This window comes from Microbulbifer aggregans (assembly GCF_001750105.1).
GTDB lineage: Bacteria > Pseudomonadota > Gammaproteobacteria > Pseudomonadales > Cellvibrionaceae > Microbulbifer > Microbulbifer aggregans.
In genome coordinates this window covers 2,354,990-2,375,146 of record NZ_CP014143.1, presented here as the reverse complement: position 1 = coordinate 2,375,146, position 20,157 = coordinate 2,354,990, and the positions used below count along the sequence as shown (strand labels likewise).

The 20,157-nt window shown below is 59.2% G+C and carries 21 protein-coding genes; 10 read left to right on the top strand and 11 right to left on the bottom strand.

The window, feature by feature from the left end; genetic code table 11:
* Positions 1-13 precede the first annotated feature (13 nt).
* From glpK to AUP74_RS10230, 4 genes are all read right to left on the bottom strand, one after another.
* Positions 14-1,558 carry a glycerol kinase GlpK gene (gene glpK / locus AUP74_RS10245; RefSeq protein ID WP_226999759.1) on the bottom strand — a complete coding sequence of 515 codons (1,545 nt, stop codon included), beginning with the start codon at positions 1,556-1,558 and terminating at the stop codon, positions 14-16.
* Between the two features lie 32 nt (positions 1,559-1,590).
* Positions 1,591-2,085, bottom strand: a complete 495-nt coding sequence (locus tag AUP74_RS10240) for a regulatory protein RecX (RefSeq protein ID WP_069947491.1) — start codon at positions 2,083-2,085, stop codon at positions 1,591-1,593.
* Positions 2,086-3,120: a recombinase RecA gene (recA, locus tag AUP74_RS10235; RefSeq protein ID WP_069947490.1), complete on the bottom strand. Its 1,035-nt coding sequence runs from the start codon at positions 3,118-3,120 to the stop codon at positions 2,086-2,088. It lies immediately after the preceding gene.
* A 119-nt stretch (positions 3,121-3,239) separates the two neighbouring features.
* On the bottom strand, positions 3,240-3,767 hold the full coding sequence (locus AUP74_RS10230; RefSeq protein ID WP_069947489.1) for a CinA family protein: 528 nt from the start codon (positions 3,765-3,767) through the stop codon (positions 3,240-3,242).
* Positions 3,768-3,857: 90 nt separating this feature from the next.
* Between AUP74_RS10230 and mutS the strand changes: the two genes are divergently transcribed.
* From mutS to AUP74_RS10215, 3 genes are all read left to right on the top strand, one after another.
* Complete coding sequence (mutS, locus tag AUP74_RS10225) at positions 3,858-6,521, top strand: DNA mismatch repair protein MutS (protein WP_069947488.1); 2,664 nt, start codon at positions 3,858-3,860, stop codon at positions 6,519-6,521.
* A gap of 123 nt (positions 6,522-6,644) precedes the next feature.
* On the top strand, positions 6,645-6,968 hold the full coding sequence (fdxA, locus tag AUP74_RS10220) for a ferredoxin FdxA (RefSeq protein ID WP_069947487.1): 324 nt from the start codon (positions 6,645-6,647) through the stop codon (positions 6,966-6,968).
* Between the two features lie 210 nt (positions 6,969-7,178).
* A complete protein-coding gene (locus tag AUP74_RS10215) occupies positions 7,179-7,340 on the top strand; it encodes a DUF1328 family protein (protein WP_069947486.1) in 162 nt (53 codons plus the stop codon).
* A gap of 152 nt (positions 7,341-7,492) precedes the next feature.
* Here AUP74_RS10215 and AUP74_RS10210 read toward each other — a convergent pair whose 3' ends face one another.
* Positions 7,493-8,017 carry a carboxymuconolactone decarboxylase family protein gene (locus AUP74_RS10210; protein WP_069947485.1) on the bottom strand — a complete coding sequence of 175 codons (525 nt, stop codon included), beginning with the start codon at positions 8,015-8,017 and terminating at the stop codon, positions 7,493-7,495.
* Positions 8,018-8,101: 84 nt separating this feature from the next.
* Here AUP74_RS10210 and dinB point away from each other — a divergent pair, with 84 nt between their 5' ends.
* The 4 genes from dinB to AUP74_RS10190 all read left to right on the top strand — a co-directional run bounded on the left by dinB (position 8,102) and on the right by AUP74_RS10190 (position 10,761).
* Positions 8,102-9,184 (top strand): DNA polymerase IV, encoded by a 1,083-nt coding sequence (gene dinB, locus AUP74_RS10205; RefSeq protein WP_069947484.1) that lies wholly within the window; start codon positions 8,102-8,104, stop codon positions 9,182-9,184.
* Between the two features lie 137 nt (positions 9,185-9,321).
* The gene (locus AUP74_RS10200; protein WP_069947483.1) at positions 9,322-9,591 is read left to right on the top strand and encodes a DUF6116 family protein; all 270 of its coding nucleotides are present in this window, start codon (positions 9,322-9,324) and stop codon (positions 9,589-9,591) included.
* A gap of 160 nt (positions 9,592-9,751) precedes the next feature.
* Positions 9,752-10,306, top strand: a complete 555-nt coding sequence (locus AUP74_RS10195) for an RNA polymerase sigma factor (RefSeq protein ID WP_069947482.1) — start codon at positions 9,752-9,754, stop codon at positions 10,304-10,306.
* Complete coding sequence (locus tag AUP74_RS10190; RefSeq protein ID WP_069947481.1) at positions 10,303-10,761, top strand: hypothetical protein; 459 nt, start codon at positions 10,303-10,305, stop codon at positions 10,759-10,761. Before AUP74_RS10195 ends, AUP74_RS10190 begins: the two co-directional genes overlap by 4 nt.
* A 45-nt stretch (positions 10,762-10,806) precedes the next feature.
* On the opposite strand, the gene AUP74_RS10185 is transcribed toward AUP74_RS10190, so the two are convergent.
* The 6 genes from AUP74_RS10185 to AUP74_RS10160 all read right to left on the bottom strand — a co-directional run bounded on the left by AUP74_RS10185 (position 10,807) and on the right by AUP74_RS10160 (position 16,016).
* Positions 10,807-11,265, bottom strand: a complete 459-nt coding sequence (locus AUP74_RS10185; protein WP_069947480.1) for a MaoC family dehydratase — start codon at positions 11,263-11,265, stop codon at positions 10,807-10,809.
* 85 nt (positions 11,266-11,350) lie between these two features.
* A complete protein-coding gene (locus AUP74_RS10180) occupies positions 11,351-12,136 on the bottom strand; it encodes an SDR family NAD(P)-dependent oxidoreductase (protein WP_069947479.1) in 786 nt (261 codons plus the stop codon).
* 1 nt (position 12,137) lies between these two features.
* Positions 12,138-12,914, bottom strand: a complete 777-nt coding sequence (locus tag AUP74_RS10175; protein ID WP_069947478.1) for an SDR family oxidoreductase — start codon at positions 12,912-12,914, stop codon at positions 12,138-12,140.
* Between the two features lie 67 nt (positions 12,915-12,981).
* Positions 12,982-14,040 (bottom strand): phosphotransferase, encoded by a 1,059-nt coding sequence (locus tag AUP74_RS10170; RefSeq protein WP_069947477.1) that lies wholly within the window; start codon positions 14,038-14,040, stop codon positions 12,982-12,984.
* Positions 14,030-15,262, bottom strand: coding sequence for an acyl-CoA dehydrogenase family protein (locus AUP74_RS10165; protein WP_069947476.1), 1,233 nt, complete (start codon positions 15,260-15,262; stop codon positions 14,030-14,032). Before AUP74_RS10165 ends, AUP74_RS10170 begins: the two co-directional genes overlap by 11 nt.
* Before the next feature lie 82 nt (positions 15,263-15,344).
* A complete protein-coding gene (locus AUP74_RS10160; protein ID WP_069947475.1) occupies positions 15,345-16,016 on the bottom strand; it encodes a histidine phosphatase family protein in 672 nt (223 codons plus the stop codon).
* Between the two features lie 202 nt (positions 16,017-16,218).
* On the opposite strand from AUP74_RS10160, the gene AUP74_RS10155 reads away from it, so the two are divergent.
* The 3 genes from AUP74_RS10155 (at position 16,219) to AUP74_RS10145 (ending at position 20,154) form a co-directional block, all read left to right on the top strand.
* Positions 16,219-17,121 carry a LysR family transcriptional regulator gene (locus AUP74_RS10155; protein ID WP_226999758.1) on the top strand — a complete coding sequence of 301 codons (903 nt, stop codon included), beginning with the start codon at positions 16,219-16,221 and terminating at the stop codon, positions 17,119-17,121.
* Between the two features lie 149 nt (positions 17,122-17,270).
* Entirely contained in the window at positions 17,271-19,301 is a 2,031-nt protein-coding gene (locus tag AUP74_RS10150) for an NADPH-dependent 2,4-dienoyl-CoA reductase (RefSeq protein WP_069947473.1), read from the top strand.
* Between the two features lie 304 nt (positions 19,302-19,605).
* Entirely contained in the window at positions 19,606-20,154 is a 549-nt protein-coding gene (locus AUP74_RS10145) for a histidine phosphatase family protein (RefSeq protein WP_069947472.1), read from the top strand.
* Positions 20,155-20,157: the final 3 nt, after the last annotated feature.

Sequence of the window (20,157 nt, the reverse complement as noted above, 5' to 3'; positions counted from 1 at the left end):
TAGGCGCTCCCAATCAAAAGGTGCGGCAGGCCCTGACAGCCCGTTGCCAACCGCTGATTAGCTCTTCCCTGCGCCCTGGATCCATTTGCGGTACGAAGTCCCGCTCGATCTCCTGCAGAGATTCCGGTCGCTTGCCCGGCTGCCACATACCAGCGCCGATTCCCGCCAACAGGGCCGCGCCCACCGCTGTCGATTCGACCTGGCGTGGACGCTCGACACGGACATCGGAGATATCAGACTGGAACTGCATGAGGAAATTGTTGGCACTGGCCCCGCCATCGACGCGCAGACAGGCGAGCGGGACACCCAGGGCCTGGGACATCAGCCCAGCCAGCTCATTGCTCTGGTAGGCGATGGATTCCAGCGTGGCCCGCACCAGCTCGTCTTTGCCCGTGCCACGGCTGAGACCACAGATAGTCCCTCGCGCGGTAGGATCCCAGTGCGGTGCCCCAAGCCCACTGAAGGCTGGCACCAGGTAGACGCCGCGAGTGTCCTGCACCCGCTGGGCGATGGCTTCCGTCTCCTCCGCATATCGGATCAGCCCCATCTCATCGCGCAGCCACTGCACCGCAGAGCCGGCATTGAAAACCGCCCCCTCGAGCGCATAAGCCGGCGCACCATCGGGGCCACAGGCCACGGTCGTCAGCAGACCCGCCGGCGCCTCGGGCCGCTCATTGCCGGCATAGGCGAGCATGAAGCAACCGGTGCCATAGGTGTTCTTGATCAGTCCCGGGCGGGTACAACCCTGACCGAAAAGTGCGGCCTGCTGATCGCCGGCGACGCCGGTAATCGGTGCGGAGGCGCCGAGGAAAGCGTGGGGATCGGTATCGACAAAATATGCAGCGGACGGCCTAATGGCCGGCAAAATCTCCACAGGACAGTCGAACAAATCCAGCAGTTCGGCATCCCAATCCCCGCTGGCCAGATCATATAAGAGGGTGCGACTGGCGTTAGTGTGATCAGTAAGGTGCGCGCGACCTCCGCTCATCTTCCAGATCAACCAGCTGTCGATGGTACCGAAACAGAGTTCACCGGCCCTGGCACGGGCGGCAAGTTCAGGGTAGCGCTCAAACATCCACTGCAGCTTGCTGGCAGAGAAGTAGGCGTCCAACACCAGCCCGGTCTTCTGCCTTAGCCAGTCGGCGCGGCCGGCACGTTCGTGGGCCTTGCAGACTTCGGCAGAGCGTCGGCACTGCCAGACGATGGCCGGGTGCACCGGTTCACCAGTCTTGCGATCCCAGAGCACGGTGGTTTCACGCTGGTTGGTGATGCCGATCGCAGAGAGTTCTGTGGCAGAAACGCCGGCTCGCTCCAGTGCGGCGGCGCTGACCCGCTGGGTCACCGCCCAGATTTCGTCTGCACGGTGCTCCACCCATCCGGGTTGGGGGTAGTACTGAGGAAATTCCGAATAACTGCGGCCTAACAGACTGCCCTCATTATCGAAGACAAAGGCCGTGGTGCCGGTGGTGCCCTGGTCGATGGACAGAATCATAGGGGCCTCGCGCTGCTCGCACTTATTGTTATTCGCCGCGCCGCCTGCCCACCGTACATCCGACATGGCGGCGATCCCACCAGTAACGGCAGGAAGCGTCAGAACTCAGAGTATAAGTCGGAGGCAGCGGCGTCCAGCGCCCAGTGAATGGCGTCGGAAGGAAAGCCGCGATAGGCAAGATAACGCTGGCGCCGGGCGCGCTCCTTGAGCTGCAGCTCCCGGGACAGCGCCTCATTAACAGGGGTGCGGAACTTGCGCTGCAGAAGCTCGGCCGCGAGCTGAAACCAGTCTTCTTCCAGGGACTCCAGTGCGCTTTCGATCAGGTGAGCACTAACACCACGCTGCTGGAGCTCACGGCGAATCCGCAGCGGGCCCTGTCCACGCTGGACACGGGAACGGGCGAAGACCTCGGCGAAGCGCCGGTCGGATTGATAGTTGAGTTCCTGCAGGCGCAGGAAAAGAGCATCGAAGTCTGCTTCGGGAAACTTCCCGCAGAGCTTGTCCCTGAGTTCCCGCTGGGAGTGCTCGCGGCGGGAGAGTAGCTCAAGCGCTGCAGCGAACAGCGCCTGAGCCGGGTCCTGCTCGGAAAACACTTAGTCTTCCGGGGTCTCTGCAACTTCTTCGGGCTTGGCCGGCACCAGATCGCCGAGCAGCTGGGCGCGCAGCTGACCCTCGATCTCGTCGCGAATGTCCTGGTTTTCCTTCAGGAACTTCACTGCATTGGCCTTGCCCTGACCGATCTTGTCGCCCTTGTAGCTGTACCAGGCACCGGCCTTGTCGATCAGGCCGAGCTTGACACCGTAGTCGATGATCTCGCCCAGCAAGTTGATGCCCTGACCGTACATGATCTGGAACTCGGTCTGTTTGAACGGCGGCGCCACCTTGTTCTTGACCACTTTCACCCGAGTCTCGTTACCCACCACTTCATCGCCCTCCTTCACGGAGCCGATACGGCGGATATCCAGGCGCACGGAGGAGTAGAACTTGAGCGCGTTACCACCGGTGGTGGTTTCGGGGGAACCGAACATCACACCAATCTTCATGCGGATCTGGTTAATAAACACACACAGGGTATTGGTGTTCTTGATGTTACCGGTGAGCTTGCGCAGGGCCTGGGACATCAGGCGCGCCTGCAGGCCCACATGGGAATCACCCATCTCGCCCTCGATCTCGGCACGGGGTGTCAGGGCCGCCACGGAGTCCACGATCAGAACATCCACCGCACCGGAACGCACCAGCATGTCAGCCACTTCCAGGGCCTGCTCACCGGTGTCCGGCTGGGAAACAATCAGCTCATCAACGTTCACACCCAGCTTTTCGGCATAGATCGGGTCCAGCGCGTGCTCGGCGTCGACGAAGGCACAGGTACCGCCCTTGCGCTGGGCCTCAGCAATCACCTGCAGGGTGAGGGTGGTTTTACCGGAGGATTCCGGCCCATAGATTTCCACAATACGGCCGCGGGGCAGTCCGCCAATACCCAGCGCCACATCCAGACCCAGGGAACCGGTGGAGATCGCGGGGATACGCTCGCGCTCCTTGTCCCCCATGCGCATGACGGTACCTTTACCGAACTGGCGCTCGATCTGTGACAGCGCCGCCTGTAGTGCCTTGTCTTTGTTGGAATCCATGACCCTTCCCATGTACTTGATCGTTGTTGATTGCGGGCAAGCTTAACGAAGGATTACTGTATAAGCAACCAGTAACCGGGCAGTTGCCTCAACGACCGCGGAAGCCCCTTGGTATCCCGCTAAACCGGATGCTCCCGCACCAGCTCCAGCATCATGCCGAGCGCTTCGGCCACGGTCTGCCCCTGTACCCGGGCCCGATCTCCCTCAAACTGGAAGCGACGGGCGTCGATATCCACCGGTTCCTGCCCTTCGGAATGCGCCAGTGCGATCCAGACAGTCCCCACCGGCTTCTCGTCTGTACCGCCATCGGGGCCAGCGATGCCACTCACGGCGATCGCAATATTGGCATCCATCAACCCCAGCACCCCGCTGGCCATCTGGCGGACCACCTCCTCACTCACCGCCCCCAGCTCTTCCAGATCCTCCCTGGATACTGACAGCAGGTTGCGCTTGATGCGGTTGGCATAGCTGACCACAGCCCCATCAAACCAATTGGAGGCACCGGCCACCGCCGTGATTGCAGCCGCAATGGCACCGCCGGTGCAGGATTCTGCGGTAGTGACTTTCCAGTGCCGCTTCTCCAGTTCCTGCCCCAGGGCCTGTGCCCGCTCCTCGATCTGCTCGGCCAGCTGCGCGTCTGTGCTCATTGCCTTAATCTCTCCCTTAAGAGTCGCTAGAATAGCGCCTTCCCTGAGACCGCAGCAAAGCCCTCTCAACCGACAACAAGAAGTAATTCCATGCCGCAAGCCGCGACACCCAGCGCCAAAGCCCAACACACCCCAATGATGCAACAGTACCTGCGCATCAAGGCCCAGCACCCCCAGGAGCTGGTGTTCTATCGCATGGGGGACTTCTACGAGCTGTTTTACGATGACGCGAAGCGCGCCGCAGAGCTGCTGGACGTTACCCTGACCGCGCGGGGCAAGTCCGGTGGCGAGCCGATTCCCATGGCCGGCATTCCCTACCACGCCGCCGAGGGTTATCTCGCTCGTCTGATCAAGGCTGGGGTGTCGGTGGCCATCTGTGAACAGATCGGGGATCCGGCCACCAGCAAGGGGCCGGTGGAGCGCCAGGTGGTCCGTATCGTGACCCCTGGCACCGTTACCGACGAGGCCCTTCTGAACGAGCGCCGCGATAACCTGCTCGCCGCCACCGCCCGGGTGGGCGATCAATTCGGCCTGGCACTGCTGGACCTGGCCACCGGCCGCTTTGTTGTTCAGGAAGTGAACACCCTCGAAGGGCTGGCGGAACAGATTCAGCGCCATAGTCCCGCGGAACTACTGGCAGCGGAGGGGCTGGAACTGCCAGCAGTGATTGAACGCCATCCGGGTCTGCGCCGCCGCGCGCCCTGGGAGTTCGATTTCGAGTCCGCCAACAACCTGCTCAACCGCCAGTTCGGCACCCTGAACCTGGAGGCGTTCGGCTGCAGCCACATGCACGCAGCCATCGTGGCTGCCGGCTGCCTGCTGCAATATGCCCGGGACACCCAGCGCACCGAACTGCCACACATCCGCAGCCTGCAGGCTGAAAGCAGCGATGAGACGGTGGCGCTGGATGGCGCCAGCCGACGCAATCTGGAAATCGACATCAATCTGAGCGGTGGTGATGAGAACACACTGCTGTCGGTGCTCGACAGCTGCAAGACTGCCATGGGCAGCCGCCTGCTCCGCCGCTGGCTCAACAATCCGCTACGCAAGCTCTCTACCCTGCAGAATCGCCAGGATGCCATCGCTGCACTGATCGATGGATATCAGTTCGAGCCACTTCGCGACGCCCTCAAGCCAGTCGGCGACATGGAACGCATTCTCGGCCGCCTCGCCCTGCGCTCTGCAAGGCCGCGGGATCTGGCCCGACTGGGCCAGTCCCTGGCACAGTTTCCGGAGATTCAACAACTCCTCAAGCAGGCTGATACCGCCCTGCTGGCACAACTGGGTGAGGTCGTCGGTGAGTGGCCGGAAACCGTTGCACTGCTGGAGCAGGCACTGGTTGAAAACCCGCCCGTAGTCATTCGCGATGGCGGTGTGATCGCCGAGGGCTACGACAGTGAGCTGGACGAGCTGCGCTCCATCAGTGAGAACGCCGGCGATTATCTCGTCCAGCTGGAGCAGCGGGAAAAAGAGCGCACTGGCATCCCCACCCTGAAAGTCGGATACAACCGGGTCCACGGCTATTTCATCGAGATCAGCCGCGGACAGAGCGACAAGGCCCCGGCCGAGTACATCCGCCGTCAGACCCTGAAAAATGCCGAGCGCTTTATTACCCCGGAGCTCAAAGAGTTCGAGGACAAGGCGCTGTCGGCAAAGAGCCGCGCCTTGGCGCGCGAGAAGGCCCTCTACGAGGAGCTGATCGATAAGCTGAACGAATTCCTGGCCCAGCTTCAGGGGGCCGCTGCCGGTGTGTCCGAGCTCGACGTACTGGCCTGTCTGGCCGAACGCGCAGACAACCTGCGCCTGTGCCGCCCGGTACTCACTGAAGAATCGGGCCTCGATATCAGTGCGGGGCGCCATCCGGTGGTGGAACAGGTGCTGGACGAGCCGTTTGTGGCCAACGACGTGGCACTGCGTGATGACCGCCGCATGCTGGTGATCACCGGTCCCAACATGGGTGGTAAATCCACCTATATGCGCCAGACTGCGCTGATCGCCCTGCTCGCCCATGTGGGCAGCTACGTGCCGGCGGACAATGCCCGAATCGGCCTGCTGGACCGCATTTTCACCCGGATCGGCAGCGCCGATGACCTGGCCGGTGGCCGCTCAACTTTCATGGTAGAAATGACCGAGACCGCCAACATCCTCCGCAACGCCAGCGCCAACAGCCTGGTGCTGATGGATGAAATCGGGCGAGGCACCAGTACCTACGACGGCCTGTCGCTGGCGTGGGCCTGTGCGCACTTCCTGGCCGACAAGGTGCGGGCATTTACACTCTTCGCCACCCACTATTTCGAGCTCACGGACCTGCCCAATCGCTGCCCGGAAGCTGCCAATATCCACCTGAATGCCACCGAGCACGGCGATGACATTGTCTTCCTGCATCGAATCGAGGAGGGCCCAGCCTCCAAGAGCTATGGGCTACAGGTAGCGAAACTTGCCGGTATCCCCAAAGAGGTACTGGAGGAGGCGCGCGAGCGCCTGCAGGCACTGGAATCCGGTTCCCAGGAGCCCATTACCAGCAAGGCCGAGGCCACTTCCCCATCGCCCCTGCCGGCCAGCAAAGCCAACACCGAACCCATGCAGACTGAGGAATTACCTGCAGCGACATCCGTCAGCGGATCCCCCATGCAGGTGGATCTGTTCGGCAGCGGCCCCCACCCAGCCATCGAAGCCCTGGCTGAACTGGACCCGGACGACCTCACACCACGGCAGGCACTGGAACAGTTATACGCTCTGCGCAAATTGTTATAACAACGGGGCCGAATCCCCCCAAAAGCCACTACAATTCGCGCCAGTAGTTGCTAAAATCCGCAGCTTGGTAATTTAGGTCGGAGCGCGGTGCACCGGCCTGCACAGCAGCACTGAGGGATAGTCATGACATTCGTAATTGGGGAAAACTGCATTAAATGCAAGTACACCGACTGTGTGGAAGTATGCCCGGTGGACTGCTTTTACGAGGGCCCCAACTTCCTGGTCATCCATCCGGACGAATGCATCGACTGCGCCCTCTGTGAGCCGGAGTGCCCTGCCAACGCCATCTTCTCCGAAGACGAGGTCCCCGAGGATCAGCAGGAATTCATTGAGCTGAATGCTGAGCTGTCAGAAGTCTGGCCCAACATCACCGAGAAAAAAGACCCTCTGCCGGATGCGGCGGAGTGGGACGGCAAGAAAGGCAAGCTGGACCTGCTGGAGCGCTGAATCCACTCTCCCCTCTCTACCTAACAGGCCGTCAAACGACGGCCTGTTTTGTTTCCACTTAGAAAACCTCACGGCCAATTCTGTCTAATTGGTGAACAGCGTTCCCTCAGACTACAAATAAGCGCAAGGAATTCCCGCGGAACAATTGAACGCTTTGCGGGACCGTTCGGGACGAACCGTGCCCTTTACCAACTACCGGGAGGTGCTTCTATGTTGCGCTGGGCAGTCATATTCCTCGTTGTCGCTTTGGTGGCCGCATTCTTCGGTTTCGGTGGTATTGCCGGAGCTGCAGCGGATATCGCCAAAATCCTGTTCTTCGTATTCCTGGTGCTATTCGTACTGGCACTGATCTTTGGTCGAAAACGACCGTGACGAGTTAGGACAGACGGAAATCCAGAATCTCTGGAAACGCAAACAAGCCGCCTTATGGCGGCTTGTTTGATTCGATTGGCCGAAAAGCTTTACGGAGCCGCAAAAAGTTACGACCCCACTCTTAACATTACTGATAGGGGAAAACGAGATAATCAATCGGGGGGCACCGCCATCACCTCAATAAACTTAGTGAACCCGGTGATCATCTCCATCACCCCAATCGCCTCCAATATCTCGTCGTCCCTCGCACCTTGCTCGCGGGCTGCGGCAACCAGGCGCTCGGCGTGGTTGTAGGGGTCCAGGTTGGCGTGGCGGGCGAGCTCGAGAATGGCATGATCTTTGGAGCCGAAGTGCGCATGATCCGGGTTGGTGCGAATTAGCAGTACTTCCTTGGGATCCACCCCCAACTCCTGCAACAGGGTGCTGTGGCGGGCGATACTGTAGTCGCAGTGATTATCGGCAGCCACCACCAGCGCAACGGCCTGTTTCAGGCGCGGCGACAGGCAGCCATGTACCATCAAGGCCTTGTATTTCTCCCAGTTGGCACTGAGCAGGCCCGGATGATTGGCGTAGGCACGGAAAAAGTTGGGCACATCCCCCAGCTCCTGCTCGATTTCCGCAAAGACCGCCGTCGACACATCATCGGCGGGGCTGTCTACCAGTGAGATCCGACTCATAAATCACCTGTCTTTCCCTGAAGTGCCAGTCTGGGACGGCTGAAAGCGGTTCCCGGCCCCCCTGGCACTGTATATAATCCCAGCATGAGGAAGATCATCCACTGCGACTGCGACTGTTTCTACGCATCGGTCGAAATGCGCGACGACCCGAATTTGCGCGGTCGCCCGCTGGCAGTGGGGGGCAGCAGTGACCGACGCGGCGTCATTTCCACCTGTAACTACGAGGCGCGTAGTTACGGGGTTCGTTCGGCCATGCCGACTGCGCATGCGAAGAGACTCTGCCCTGACCTGATTGTAGTACCCGGTAACATGAAGAAATACCGGGAGGTCAGTGCTGAGATCCGCCAGATCTTTCTCGAATACAGCGACAGGATAGAACCCCTTTCGCTGGATGAGGCATACATCGACGTCTCAGACAGCAGCTTGTGCCACGGCAGCGCCACCCTGATGGCTGAGGAGATCCGTGCGCGGGTCAGCGACCAGCTGGGTATCACAATCTCGGCAGGCGTGGCACCAAACAAATTTCTGGCCAAAATCGCCAGCGACTGGCGCAAGCCGGATGGCCTTACGGTCATCCCGCCCGAAGCAGTCGAGGAGTTCGTACTCAGACTCCCGGTTGCCAAAATCCATGGCGTCGGGCGGGTCACTGCAGAAAAAATGCAGCGGGAAGGCATAAGAACCTGTGCTGATCTGCGCAATTTCTCCCAGGTCGAGCTGATCCAGCGGTACGGCAAGTTCGGCAACCGCCTATACCAGTTGTGCCGGGGCGATGACGACCGACCGGTGAATGGCGATGGCTCCCGAAAAAGTGTCAGTGTCGAGCGTACTTTTACCGAGGACCTCGCAGATATTAGCGACTGGGAGGAGCAGCTACCCTTCCTGTACGGTCGCTTGCAGGAGCGACTGGAAAGCCTGAGCGACCGCTACCGGATCAGCGGCGCTTCGGTGAAGGTCAAATATGCCGACTTTTCCACCAGCACCCAGGAGCGGGCCAGCCAGTCCAGCCGTATCTCCGAATTCAAGCAACTGCTGCGACAGAGTTGGGAGCGACGCCAGGGTCCCATCCGCCTGCTTGGAGTCGGAGTAAAACTCAAGGATCTGCGCGCCGAAGAAGGACCAGAGCAATTATTGCTGCCTCTTGAGCTGGAAGGCCGGCACTCCGCCTGATCCAGAGGGGGTAGGAGAAAATCGGCAAACTGAAAATACGTACCGGTCAGGAAATCTGGCGTCGCCCCGCACTTCTCCCCCGCGGCCCAAGTCAACCCAGCAACTATACTCCTCTGACCAGAGGAAAGAGCCGTTAGATGAAAAGAGTGCTACCCAGTGCCCTGGTTGGCTGGTTTCTCAGCTACGCAGAAAAACTGGAAAGGCCGCGCCTCTTTAAGTGGATTTTCGCGCTATTTCTCATCAACCTGTTCATCATCGATCCGGTACCTTTCGTCGACGAAATTCTCTTGGGCCTGTTCACGATTTACCTGGCCCGTCAAAAGGCGACTCCGGCAGAGCGAACTGAAGAGAAGGTGGTCAAGGGTGAGACGGTCAAGGATGGCCGCGACAAAAAGTCACACCGCTGAACGAAGACTTGATGTACGTAGAGGGGCTGTTCCCTCTCGGGTGATCTGTCTGACTCTGGATGAGACAAACAAACCACTGTGAAGTGAGAGGGCCATTGGAGGTAGGTCCCGTAGCAACGCAGCTCGAGCCGTTAACCTTTGCGCACGGAGGCGCGATAGCTTGACCAGGAATGCGTTTCAGAACCTCTCTGACGAAGCTCTGCTTGATTACTACCATTCAACGCGCAACCTTCGGGCTTTCCGGCTGCTCTACAGCCGCCACAAAGACAGCCTGTACCGCTATTGCGCGCAGATGAACTTTCCCGCCGCCGCTTCGATAGTGGAGCAGCTCTGGCAAAGCCTGCTGGAACGACCTCCAGAACTTTGCGGCCGCCTGTTGAGAAACTGGCTTTTCATCCGCGCTAGCCAACTGCTTAGTTTGGACACCAGCGGCAACCAGGAGGACACAGAGCCGAAAACTCTACCAACTGCTGAGCAAGCTCCTGCAGTGGAGTCAAACACTGTTCTTGCGGCCATGCAGCAGCTACCGCGGATAGAACGCAACATTTTACTCCTGCATATGGAATGCCGGCTTCCGCTGGCAACTGTTGCCGATATAGAGCGAATTTCGCTCAAAAAGTGCCGGGCGTTATATCAGCAGGGAAAGGAACAGTTACGCGAAATTTTACATGGACCAGAACGCCAGCCCTGGCAAGTAGAAGAGGTGAGGTTATGAGCGTCTGCGAGCGAGACTATCAGCTAGCGGCTGCTGTGATTGAATCTCCGTCTGTCCTGGATGAGCAAATCCTGAAACGGGCCCGATCTTTCAAGGCCTCCCGAAAAAATCAGCCCTGGGTATCGAAGGCTGCCAGTGGCTGCGCGGCATTGGCCATCGCCGTGTTGCTCATTCATCCGGCGCAATATCTCGGGGCACTGACACCAGCAGGTAAGTCAACACCCGGGTCCACAGTTGGGGAGAGGTCAGCTCTGGTCAACTGGCAGGACTATGCAAAAGAGGCACTTGCCAAAACAGACCCGTGGTATGAATTACGCCATACGGTGGAATCCGGCAGTCACGTCGAGCTCTGTTCTCAGTGGCGAGAACAACAACGCGGCCTGTCGTCTAAGAAACTACCGGGGGATCTGGCCCGGGAGGCTCGCAGCCACTGCCGGATACTACAAGCCCGCTAAATGCTAGCGCCAGGGGCATTGTAAAGTGCCACTGGCGCCAGGAGCCTAGACAAACTGCATGATCAGCCACTCGGCGATCAGGGCGGGCTTCGACTCGCCCTCGATCTCCATCGTCATCTGCAAGGTGACGAGATATTGACCCGAGCTCTTCTCCAGAATATCCAGCACCGTCGCCACCACGCGAACGCGGCTGTTTACCTTAACGGGAGAAATAAAGCGGACTCTGTCGAGGCCATAATTCATTGCCATATGGGTCCCCTCAATGGAAACCCCCATTTGCTCGGCAAAGTGGGAAAGCAACGAAAGGCTTAGAAATCCATGGGCCACAGTACTGCCAAGAGGAGTCTGGCTCGCAGCCCTGGGATCTACATGAATAAATTGATGATCGAGCGTGCAGTCCGCAAAGGCATGGATTCGTGCCTGATCAATCTTGAACCATTCCGTTGGCTCAAGCTCGACACCGATAAAGTCCGCCAGCTTATCCTTGGGGATGACTGTCGACATGCTAAATCCTCTTTCCGTGGATTATCTTTATAGTGCCTTTTCACCCACCGTAAAACCAACGGCCCACTGATATCCCGCCAGCCCCCTAATATGCGGAAACACCACCATCTACCGCCAGTGCTTGACCAGTGACGTAGGTCATCGCCGGCGAGAGCAGCATCAACATCGCTGAAACCACTTCTGCAGTATCTGCCAGGCGCTTCATCGGGCAAGCCGAAGCCAGGAATGCCTGAAATTCCTCAGCACTCACCCCATCAGGCGTTTCTATCCCGGTGACCATCGGTGTCATGGTAAAGAAGGGACAAATGGCATTGACGCGGACACCACGTGATGCCGCCTCGATCGCAGCGGTTTTCGTGAGGCCAATCACCGCATGTTTCGCGGCCGCATAAGAAGCGATCTTTGGCGCCCCACCCAACCCCGCCATGGAGGAAACATTGAGAATCACTCCATTTCGAGCCGCTTTCATCACCGGCAGCTGATGCCTCAGCCCAAAGAATACGCCCTTCTGATTGACGTTGTACTGACGGTCCAGCTCTGCCTCATCGGTTTCTTCCAGCGACATCATCGGCGGAGCAACACCAGCGTTGTTGACCGCGATATCGAGACTCCCGAAGCGCTCCAGGGCCAGTGCCACCATGGCCTCGCAATCCGATTCGCGAGCGACATCGCAATGTCGTGTCGCTACCTCTACCCCTTGTCCGCCAAGCTCATCTGCCAGCCCTTCCAGGCTTGCCGTGTTGATATCCCCGAGCACGAGGCGTGCACCACGCCTACCCAGCTCCTGTGCCAGGGCTGCCCCGAGTCCGCTGGCGGCGCCGGTGATCAGCGCCACTTTGCCACTAAAATCGAGCATCGCATCAGCAGCCATCTCAAATCCCTCCACAGGCAGTCATACCGCCGTCCACCACTACGCATTCACCGGTGGTATAACTGGATGCATCCGACACGAGGTACAGTACGGTTCCAGCCATTTCCTCCGGCTCGGCATGGCGGTGCATGGGGATGTGGTCAATGGCTGTCTTGTAGATACCTTCGTCGGCAAACAGTGCACCGGCAAAGTTGGTGCGCGTCAATCCGGGCAACAAGGCATTGACGCGAATATTGAACGGTGCGCACTCCTTGGCAAACGCCTTGGTCATATTGACCACAGCGGCCTTGGTAATGGAGTAAATTCCCTGGCCGACGCCGGGCTGCAGAGCATTGATCGAGGCTGTATTGACGATACAGCCACCACCCTGCTCCCGCATCAGTTTGCCGGCTTCCACCGACATGTAAAAGTAGCCGCGGATGTTGACGTCGACGGTTTTTTCAAAGGCACCGAGATCCGTGTCGAGAATATGGCCAAAGTACGGATTGGTGGCCGCGTTGTTCACGAGAATATCGAGACGGCCATATTTCTCACGGATATGACCGAAAGTTTTGCCGATCTCCTCCATGCTGCCAATATGACAGGCAAGGGGTTCCGCCTTGCCACCGGCATCCACGATGGCGTCGGCCACGGCCTGGCAGCCTTCGATCTTGCGACTGGAAACAATAACCTGAGCTCCCTGCTCGGCAAGCAATCGTGCGATTGCGGCTCCAATACCGCGACTGGCACCGGTTACCAATGCCACCTTTCCCGTCAGATTAAAAAGTTCTGTCGCCATGAGTTCCTCGCATTTACGTTCTTATCTATGTGTTTGGTGAGAGCCCCTGGAATCCGGGGTAGTACAATTAATATTCCTTTTCGATGACATCGAGCGCAAAGCGGGCCACCGGGTCGACCAGAGCTCCCAGTTTTGCTGCGCTGCGACTGGAGGCGTTACCATCGCGAGCGCGTTTCGCCACCCCCTGGATGATGGCCGCCAGCCGGAAAAAGCTGAATGCGAGGTAAAATGCCCAGTTATCGATACGTTCTATTCCGCAGCGAGCACAGTAGCGGGCGATGTATTCTTTCTCAGATGGAATGGATAGCTTCGCGCGATCCACACCCATGAGTCCGGCCATTTTATCGCCACTTTTCGGCATTCGGAGCTGCATACACTGGTAGGCCAGGTCTGCGAATGGATGGCCGAGCGTCGACAGCTCCCAGTCGAGCAAGGCAATGGCCCGCGGTTCCTGCGGGTGAAATATCATGTTGTCCAGGCGATAGTCACCATGCACCAGCGCCACACGCCCATCGTCCTCCGGCAAATGCTGCCCAAGCCAATGGATCAGCGCGTCCATTGGCGGAATTGCCTCCAGTTCACTGGCCCGATACTGACCACTCCAGCGCTCGAACTGGCGCTCGAAATAATTTCCCGGCCTGCCGAAGTCTGCGAGCCCGACGGCATCCACATCGACACTGTGTAAAGCAGCCAATACACGGTTCATCTCATCGTAGATGGCTGCGCGCTGCTGGTTGTCCACCTCCGGCAGCGAGGCGTCCCAGAAAATACGCCCCTCGCAATATTCCATTACGTAAAAAAGGGAGCCCAGTATGTCGCGATCCTCGCAAAGGTGTATCACACGCGGCACCGGCACGTCGGTATTGGCAAGCGCATGCATGACCCGGAATTCCCGATCCACCGCATGGGCAGACTTGAGCAGTTTCCCCGGGGGTTGCCGCCGCAACACGTAGACGCCGGAACCCGTCTCCAGTTTGAAGGTGGGGTTTGATTGTCCCCCGGAAAACTTGCTCACCTGAAGCGGACCGCGGAAACCGGGTATCACATCTTCGAGGTAACTCGCGAGCTTACCCAGGGGTAACTGCTCTACCGTTTCTGCTCGAGACTTGGTCACGTCAGTGGTCATGCTTTCCCCCTTGGGATTCTGCGAGGTAGCGCGCAGCCAGATTGCGCCCCAACTGCATCATGTGAACCTGGTCAGGCCCGTCGGCCAGCCGGATGGTGCGCGCATAGGCGTATTGCTGGGCGAGGCCAAAGTCCTGACCAAGACCCGCCGCACCGTGTATCTGAATAGCCCGGTCAATCACATTGCAGGCCATCTGCGGCGCAACGATCTTGATCATGGCAATCAGGTCCTTGGCCGCCTTGTTGCCGTGCCGGTCCATCTGGTCCGCCGCTTTCAGCGTCAGTAACCTCGCCTGTTCAATTTCACAGGCGGACTTGGCGATATCTTCGCGCACAGAGCCCTGCTTGCTCAGAGGCCGCCCGAAAGCGATTCGCTCCTCCGAGCGACTGGCCATCATTTCCAGGGCGCGCTGGGCCTGCCCGATAAGACGCATGCAGTGGTGAATCCGACCTGGCCCGAGACGCCCCTGGGCAATTTCGAAGCCGCGGCCCTCGCCGAGGATGAGGTTTTCCGCCGGCACGCGGACATTCTCAAAAATGATTTCCGCATGTCCTTCGGGGGCATCGTCATAGCCGAACACAGTCATCGGCCGGATGATGTTCACTCCGGGTGCATCGCTAGGTACGAGAATCTGTGATTGCTGACGATAGCGATCGGGGTTTTCTGCATCGGTTTTGCCCATCACAATAAAAATCTTGCAACGTCTGTTCAGGGCACCGCTAATGTAGAATTTGTGACCGTTGATGACATAGTCGTCTCCATCGCGCACGATGGATGTCTCGATATTGGTCGCATCCGATGAGGCCACTTTGGGCTCGGTCATGGCAAAGGCAGAGCGGATTTCACCCTCGAGCAGCGGCCGCAACCACTGCGCCTGCTGCTCCCGGCTGCCATATTGCGTCAACACTTCCATATTGCCGGTATCGGGAGCGCTGCAATTGAATATCTCCGAAGCAAAGAGCACACGCCCCATCTCCTCTGCCAGAGGGGCATATTCCAGATTGGTCAGCCCGGCACCCAAACGGGGATCCGGCAGGAAGAGGTTCCAGAGCTCTGCTTCCCGGGCCTTCACTTTGAGCTCCTGCAATATTTTCGGCTCGCCCCAACGGTCTTCCTGAAGCTGTTCGTGAAAGGTTTTCTCCACCGGATAAACGTGCTCATCCATAAATCCACGCAGCCGCTCCAGTAGCTGCTTGACCCGATCTGAGTATTCAAAATCCACGGTGTAATCCCCTTTTTATAAAACTGGCAGTCCGAAATTTGAATCAGGGCAAACACCAGCTTGGATTGCCCGGATAAGCCGGTTAGCTGTAAGTGATAAATTCCCTGCGCTCTGCATAGTCGAGATGCGGCAAGTGATTAAAGCTGTGCAGACTGAATTCCCCACCGCCGCCGAAGAGGTGTGTGACCGCAGTATTGCGGATCTGCATATTGAGCCGGGTCACAGTCTCGGGCTGAGCACCAAGAATCTGGCGAATCATCATGGCAATCGCCCCGCCAGAACTCACCACCAGGGTTCTGCTTCCCCGGGGCGTGTCGGCCATGACCGACAAGGCTTCATCGATCCGCTGCTCGAAGGCCTGCCAGCTTTCTTCCGGTGCGATCTCTCCTCGTGACCATGCCAGCATGGCTCCCTTCAGAAAGCGGTAGTAATGGGCCCGCGGACTGCCTTCTGCCGGGACAGCATCCGGCTTGTGTTGGCCGAACAGGCTTGTCAGGCCGCGAAAATCAAATTCATTCAGTTGCGGCACCAGTTGTGGGCTAACGCCATCTTGCCCCATCCCCTCGCAAATCCCCCGGGCCGTCTCTCGATGTCGCCGCAAGTCGCCGCACAGGATGCGGTCAAACTGCACGCCCTCCGCACGCCAGTGCTCACCCAGCCAGCGGGCCTGGCGCCAGCCCAGCTCCGAGAGTCGATCGTAGTCATCTGCCCCGAAAGAGGCCTGGCCATGCCGGACAGTAAAAAACTGAGTCACCCTGCTCCCTCCATTGCTGCTATCAACCCTACCGGTCGCCAGTAGATCATCAAAGTTTATTATGCGAATATGCCACCATTCATCACGGTGATAGCAGTGTGCATAGAAAGTAACTAGAAAGACGAGCGAGATAGCGCCCTCCGGGACATGAAATTCGGGGGCAGGCTGCTACAGACGAACGCAGAAACGAAGAGGCAATCACGTGGCCGGGACGCAACTACAACAGATCGACATGAACCTGTTCCTGGTGATGGACGCCATTTATCGCCAGCGCAATCTGACTCGAGCCGCCGAGCAACTCCATATCACTCAACCTGCGGTCAGCAATGCCCTCGCCAGGCTACGGCGCACCCTGGATGACCAGCTGTTTATCCGCACTCCGACGGGGATGAGCCCCACACCGTTGACCGAGAGCATCATGCCCCGTGTCCAGCAGGCACTGGCCCTGCTCGATGGCAGCCTCAGCACCCAGACCTCATTTGCCCCGGCAACCGCGACCAAAACCCTGCGACTGTCCATGAACGACATGGCAGAGACGCTGCTATTACCGCGTCTGCTGGAGGAGCTGGAGCAACGGGCACCGGGGATCAGCGTGGAGTCTTACTACGTGCCCCGGGACCAGCTGGTGCGAGAGCTGGCTGCAAACACGCTGGATTTCGGCCTGGACGTTCCGCTGGCGACGGCTACCCAACTCCACCAGCAGCGACTACTCAATGACCGCTACCTGTGCATGCTGCGCGCCGATCACCCGCTGGCGGGTGAGGAGCGGCTGAGCCTGGACCAGTACCTTTCGCTCGGCCATGTGCATGTTTCCAGCCGCCGTACCGGCCCCGGCATCGTGGATATCGCCCTCAACAAACAGGGGCGGCGCCGGTCAATCAGGTTGCGGGTGCAGCACTACCGGGTAGCACCGCTGGTCGTCATGCGCACCGACCTGGCCCTGACGGTTCCCGCCAGCCTCGCAGGGCAATATCCCGCCCGCCTGTTTGAGCTCCCCTTCCAGATCCCGCAGATGGACTGGCACCTGCTGTGGCACCGCAATCAGGACGGGGATCCCGCTAACCAGTGGGTCCGGGAGCTGCTGCTGGAGCTCTTTGTTCGCTGAGAGTGCGCGAAGCAAGGCCAAAGAATTCGACCGTTATGGTCACTGCCTGCAGTTCATGGCCCCTGCTATTCTGCCGGACCTATCGATGACCGCCGGGCGCGCGCCCCGGCGGTACCGGAACAGCGAGCAGAAGAAGAGAGACAGCCGCCATGTCCCAAGCCTATCCCAATCTCCTGGCCCCCCTGGATCTGGGTTTTACCCGGCTCAAGAACCGTGTCCTCATGGGCTCGATGCACACCAACCTGGAAGAGCACCCGGGCGGTTTTACCCGACTCGCCGCCTTCTACGCCGAGCGCGCCCGTGGCGGTGTAGGCCTGATCGTGACTGGTGGCATCGGGCCAAATGAGGAGGGCGGCGTATTTATGGGCTCCGCCAAGATGACCACGCCGGAGGAGGCTCACCAGCACCGGGAAATCACCGATGCTGTCCACGCCGAAGGCGGCAAGATCTGCATGCAGATTCTCCACGCAGGCCGCTATGCCTATAACCCCAACCTGGTTGCCCCATCGGCCATCCAGGCGCCAATCAATCCCTTTCCCCCGCGAGAGCTGACCAGCGAGGAAATCGAAGGGCAGATCGACGACTATGTGCGCTGCGCCACGCTCGCCCGCGAAGCCGGCTACGATGGCATCGAGATCATGGGGTCCGAAGGCTACTTCATCAATCAGTTCATCGTGTCGCGCACCAACAAGCGCACCGACGAGTGGGGTGGCAGCTTCGAGAACCGCATCCGCCTGCCGATTGAAATTGTGCGCCGCGTGCGCGAAGCGGTCGGAACAGACTTCATTATCATCTACCGGCTTTCCATGCTCGACCTGGTCGAGGACGGCAGCACTTTCGATGAAGTGGTCGCGCTGGGCAAGGCAATCGAGGACGCCGGTGCAAACATCATCAATACCGGCATCGGCTGGCACGAGGCCCGGGTGCCGACCATTGCCACCAGCGTGCCCCGTGCAGCGTTCACCGCGATCACGGCCAAGGTCAAGCAGCACCTGCGCGTGCCGGTGATCACCAGCAACCGCATCAACATGCCCGAAGTGGCCGAAGAGGTACTCGCTGAAGGCCATGCGGACATGGTTTCCATGGCCCGCCCGTTCCTCGCCGACGCCGACTTCGTCAACAAGGCTGCGGAGAACCGCGCAGACGAGATCAACACCTGTATCGGCTGTAACCAGGCCTGTCTCGACCACACCTTTGAGATGAAGCTCACCTCCTGCCTGGTGAACCCCCGCGCCTGTCACGAGACGGAACTGAATTACACGCCGGCTGAGGCAAAGAAAAGCATTGCTGTGGTCGGTGCCGGCCCGGCGGGTCTCGCCGCGGCCACCGTCGCCGCCGAACGCGGCCACTCAGTGACCCTGTTTGATGGAAACGACAAGGTCGGCGGGCAGTTCAATGTGGCCAAGCAGATTCCCGGTAAGGCGGAGTTCGAAGAAACCCTGCGTTACTTCAAGCGCAAGCTGGAGCTCACCGGCGTCAAGGTCAAATTGAATCACATTGTCTCCGCCACCGAGCTGAAAGATTTCGATGAGGTAATTCTCGCTACAGGTATCACGCCGCGTACCCCGCCGATCCCGGGTATCGACAATGACAAAGTGCTCGGATACCTGGACGTTCTGAAGCACAAGAAAGCAGTGGGCCAGCGTGTCGCAATCATCGGCGCTGGTGGTATCGGCTTTGATGTGGCGGAGTACCTCACCCACGAGCACGATCACCGCGACCAGCTGCTGGCAAGCGACCGCGATGAGTTTTTCCGTGAGTGGGGTGTGGACATCGAGCTCGAGCACCGGGCGGGTCTGCAGAAACCTGAAGCTGTCTCCTCGCCGAGACAGGTCTACCTGCTGCAGCGCAAGGCCAGCAAAGTGGGGGCCGGCCTCGGCAAGACTACCGGCTGGATTCATCGCACCAGCCTCAAGCACCGCCAGGTAGAGATGATCGCCGGCGCCCAGTACGAAAAGATCGATGACTGCGGTCTGCACCTGCAGATTGGCGACGAGTCACGCCTGCTCGAGGTGGACAACATCATTGTCTGCGCTGGACAGGAGCCGGAGCGTTCACTCCACACCGAGCTGGAGAAAATGGGGATCCGCTCGCATCTGATTGGCGGTGCCGACGAAGCCGCCGAACTGGATGCCAAGCGCGCCATCGACCAGGGGTCACGCCTGGCCGCAGCACTCTAGACGGCAACCGCCATAGACTGCCCGGGGCTTCCCCGGGCAGAACATCCCGCTATCCACTTGCTTCCGCGCCTCCCTTCACTGGCCCCTCGCCTTTTCTTGCTTCCTCCCCTTTATCAGGCAGTACAGAAACGAGTTCGATCTCACTATCCGCTGCGCGTAAGAAACGACTATCGCGCCGGCTATACTGAATAGGCCAGTAAATAGAATCCGCACTCGCCATCCGGAAATGCGAACGAGATAATCAATCGCTACCTACTAGTCGAAACAGGCAACCCACCGGTTCAGATGAGGAACAACTTTACTCATGCCACGCATTCTGTTGATTCGCCACGGCGAGGCACTGAAAAAACCATCAATCACCGATCCGATGCTGACTCCGCTTGGCGAAGAGCAGTCCCGCCAGCTGGCGGAAAACCTGGCAACTGAAACACCGGTCTCCCTGATCAGCAGCCCCATGCGGCGTGCGCGACAAACGGCAGAACCTCTGGCTGCAACCTGGCAACGGCAGGTAACCATCGAACCTGTGGTAACCGAAATACCCTCTCCATTGGAACTGCCCTCGTCCGAGCGCGGCACCTGGATTCGCGGGTTACTGGACAAGGAATGGCACCAGCTGGATCCTCACCAGCTGGAATGGCGCCTGGCCATCATGGATTATCTGCGGGGCCTGGAAGAAGATACCGCAATTTTTTGTCACTTTATGGTGATCAATTCAGTCGTCGCAGAAGTGCGGGGCGACTCCCGAATTCGCCAGTTCCGGCCCGACTATACGTCAATCACCGAGCTCTCCCTCGAGAAGCGCCGGCTGCGCCTGGTCCGTCTGGGGCGGTGCCGGGACAGCAACATCCGCTAGTCC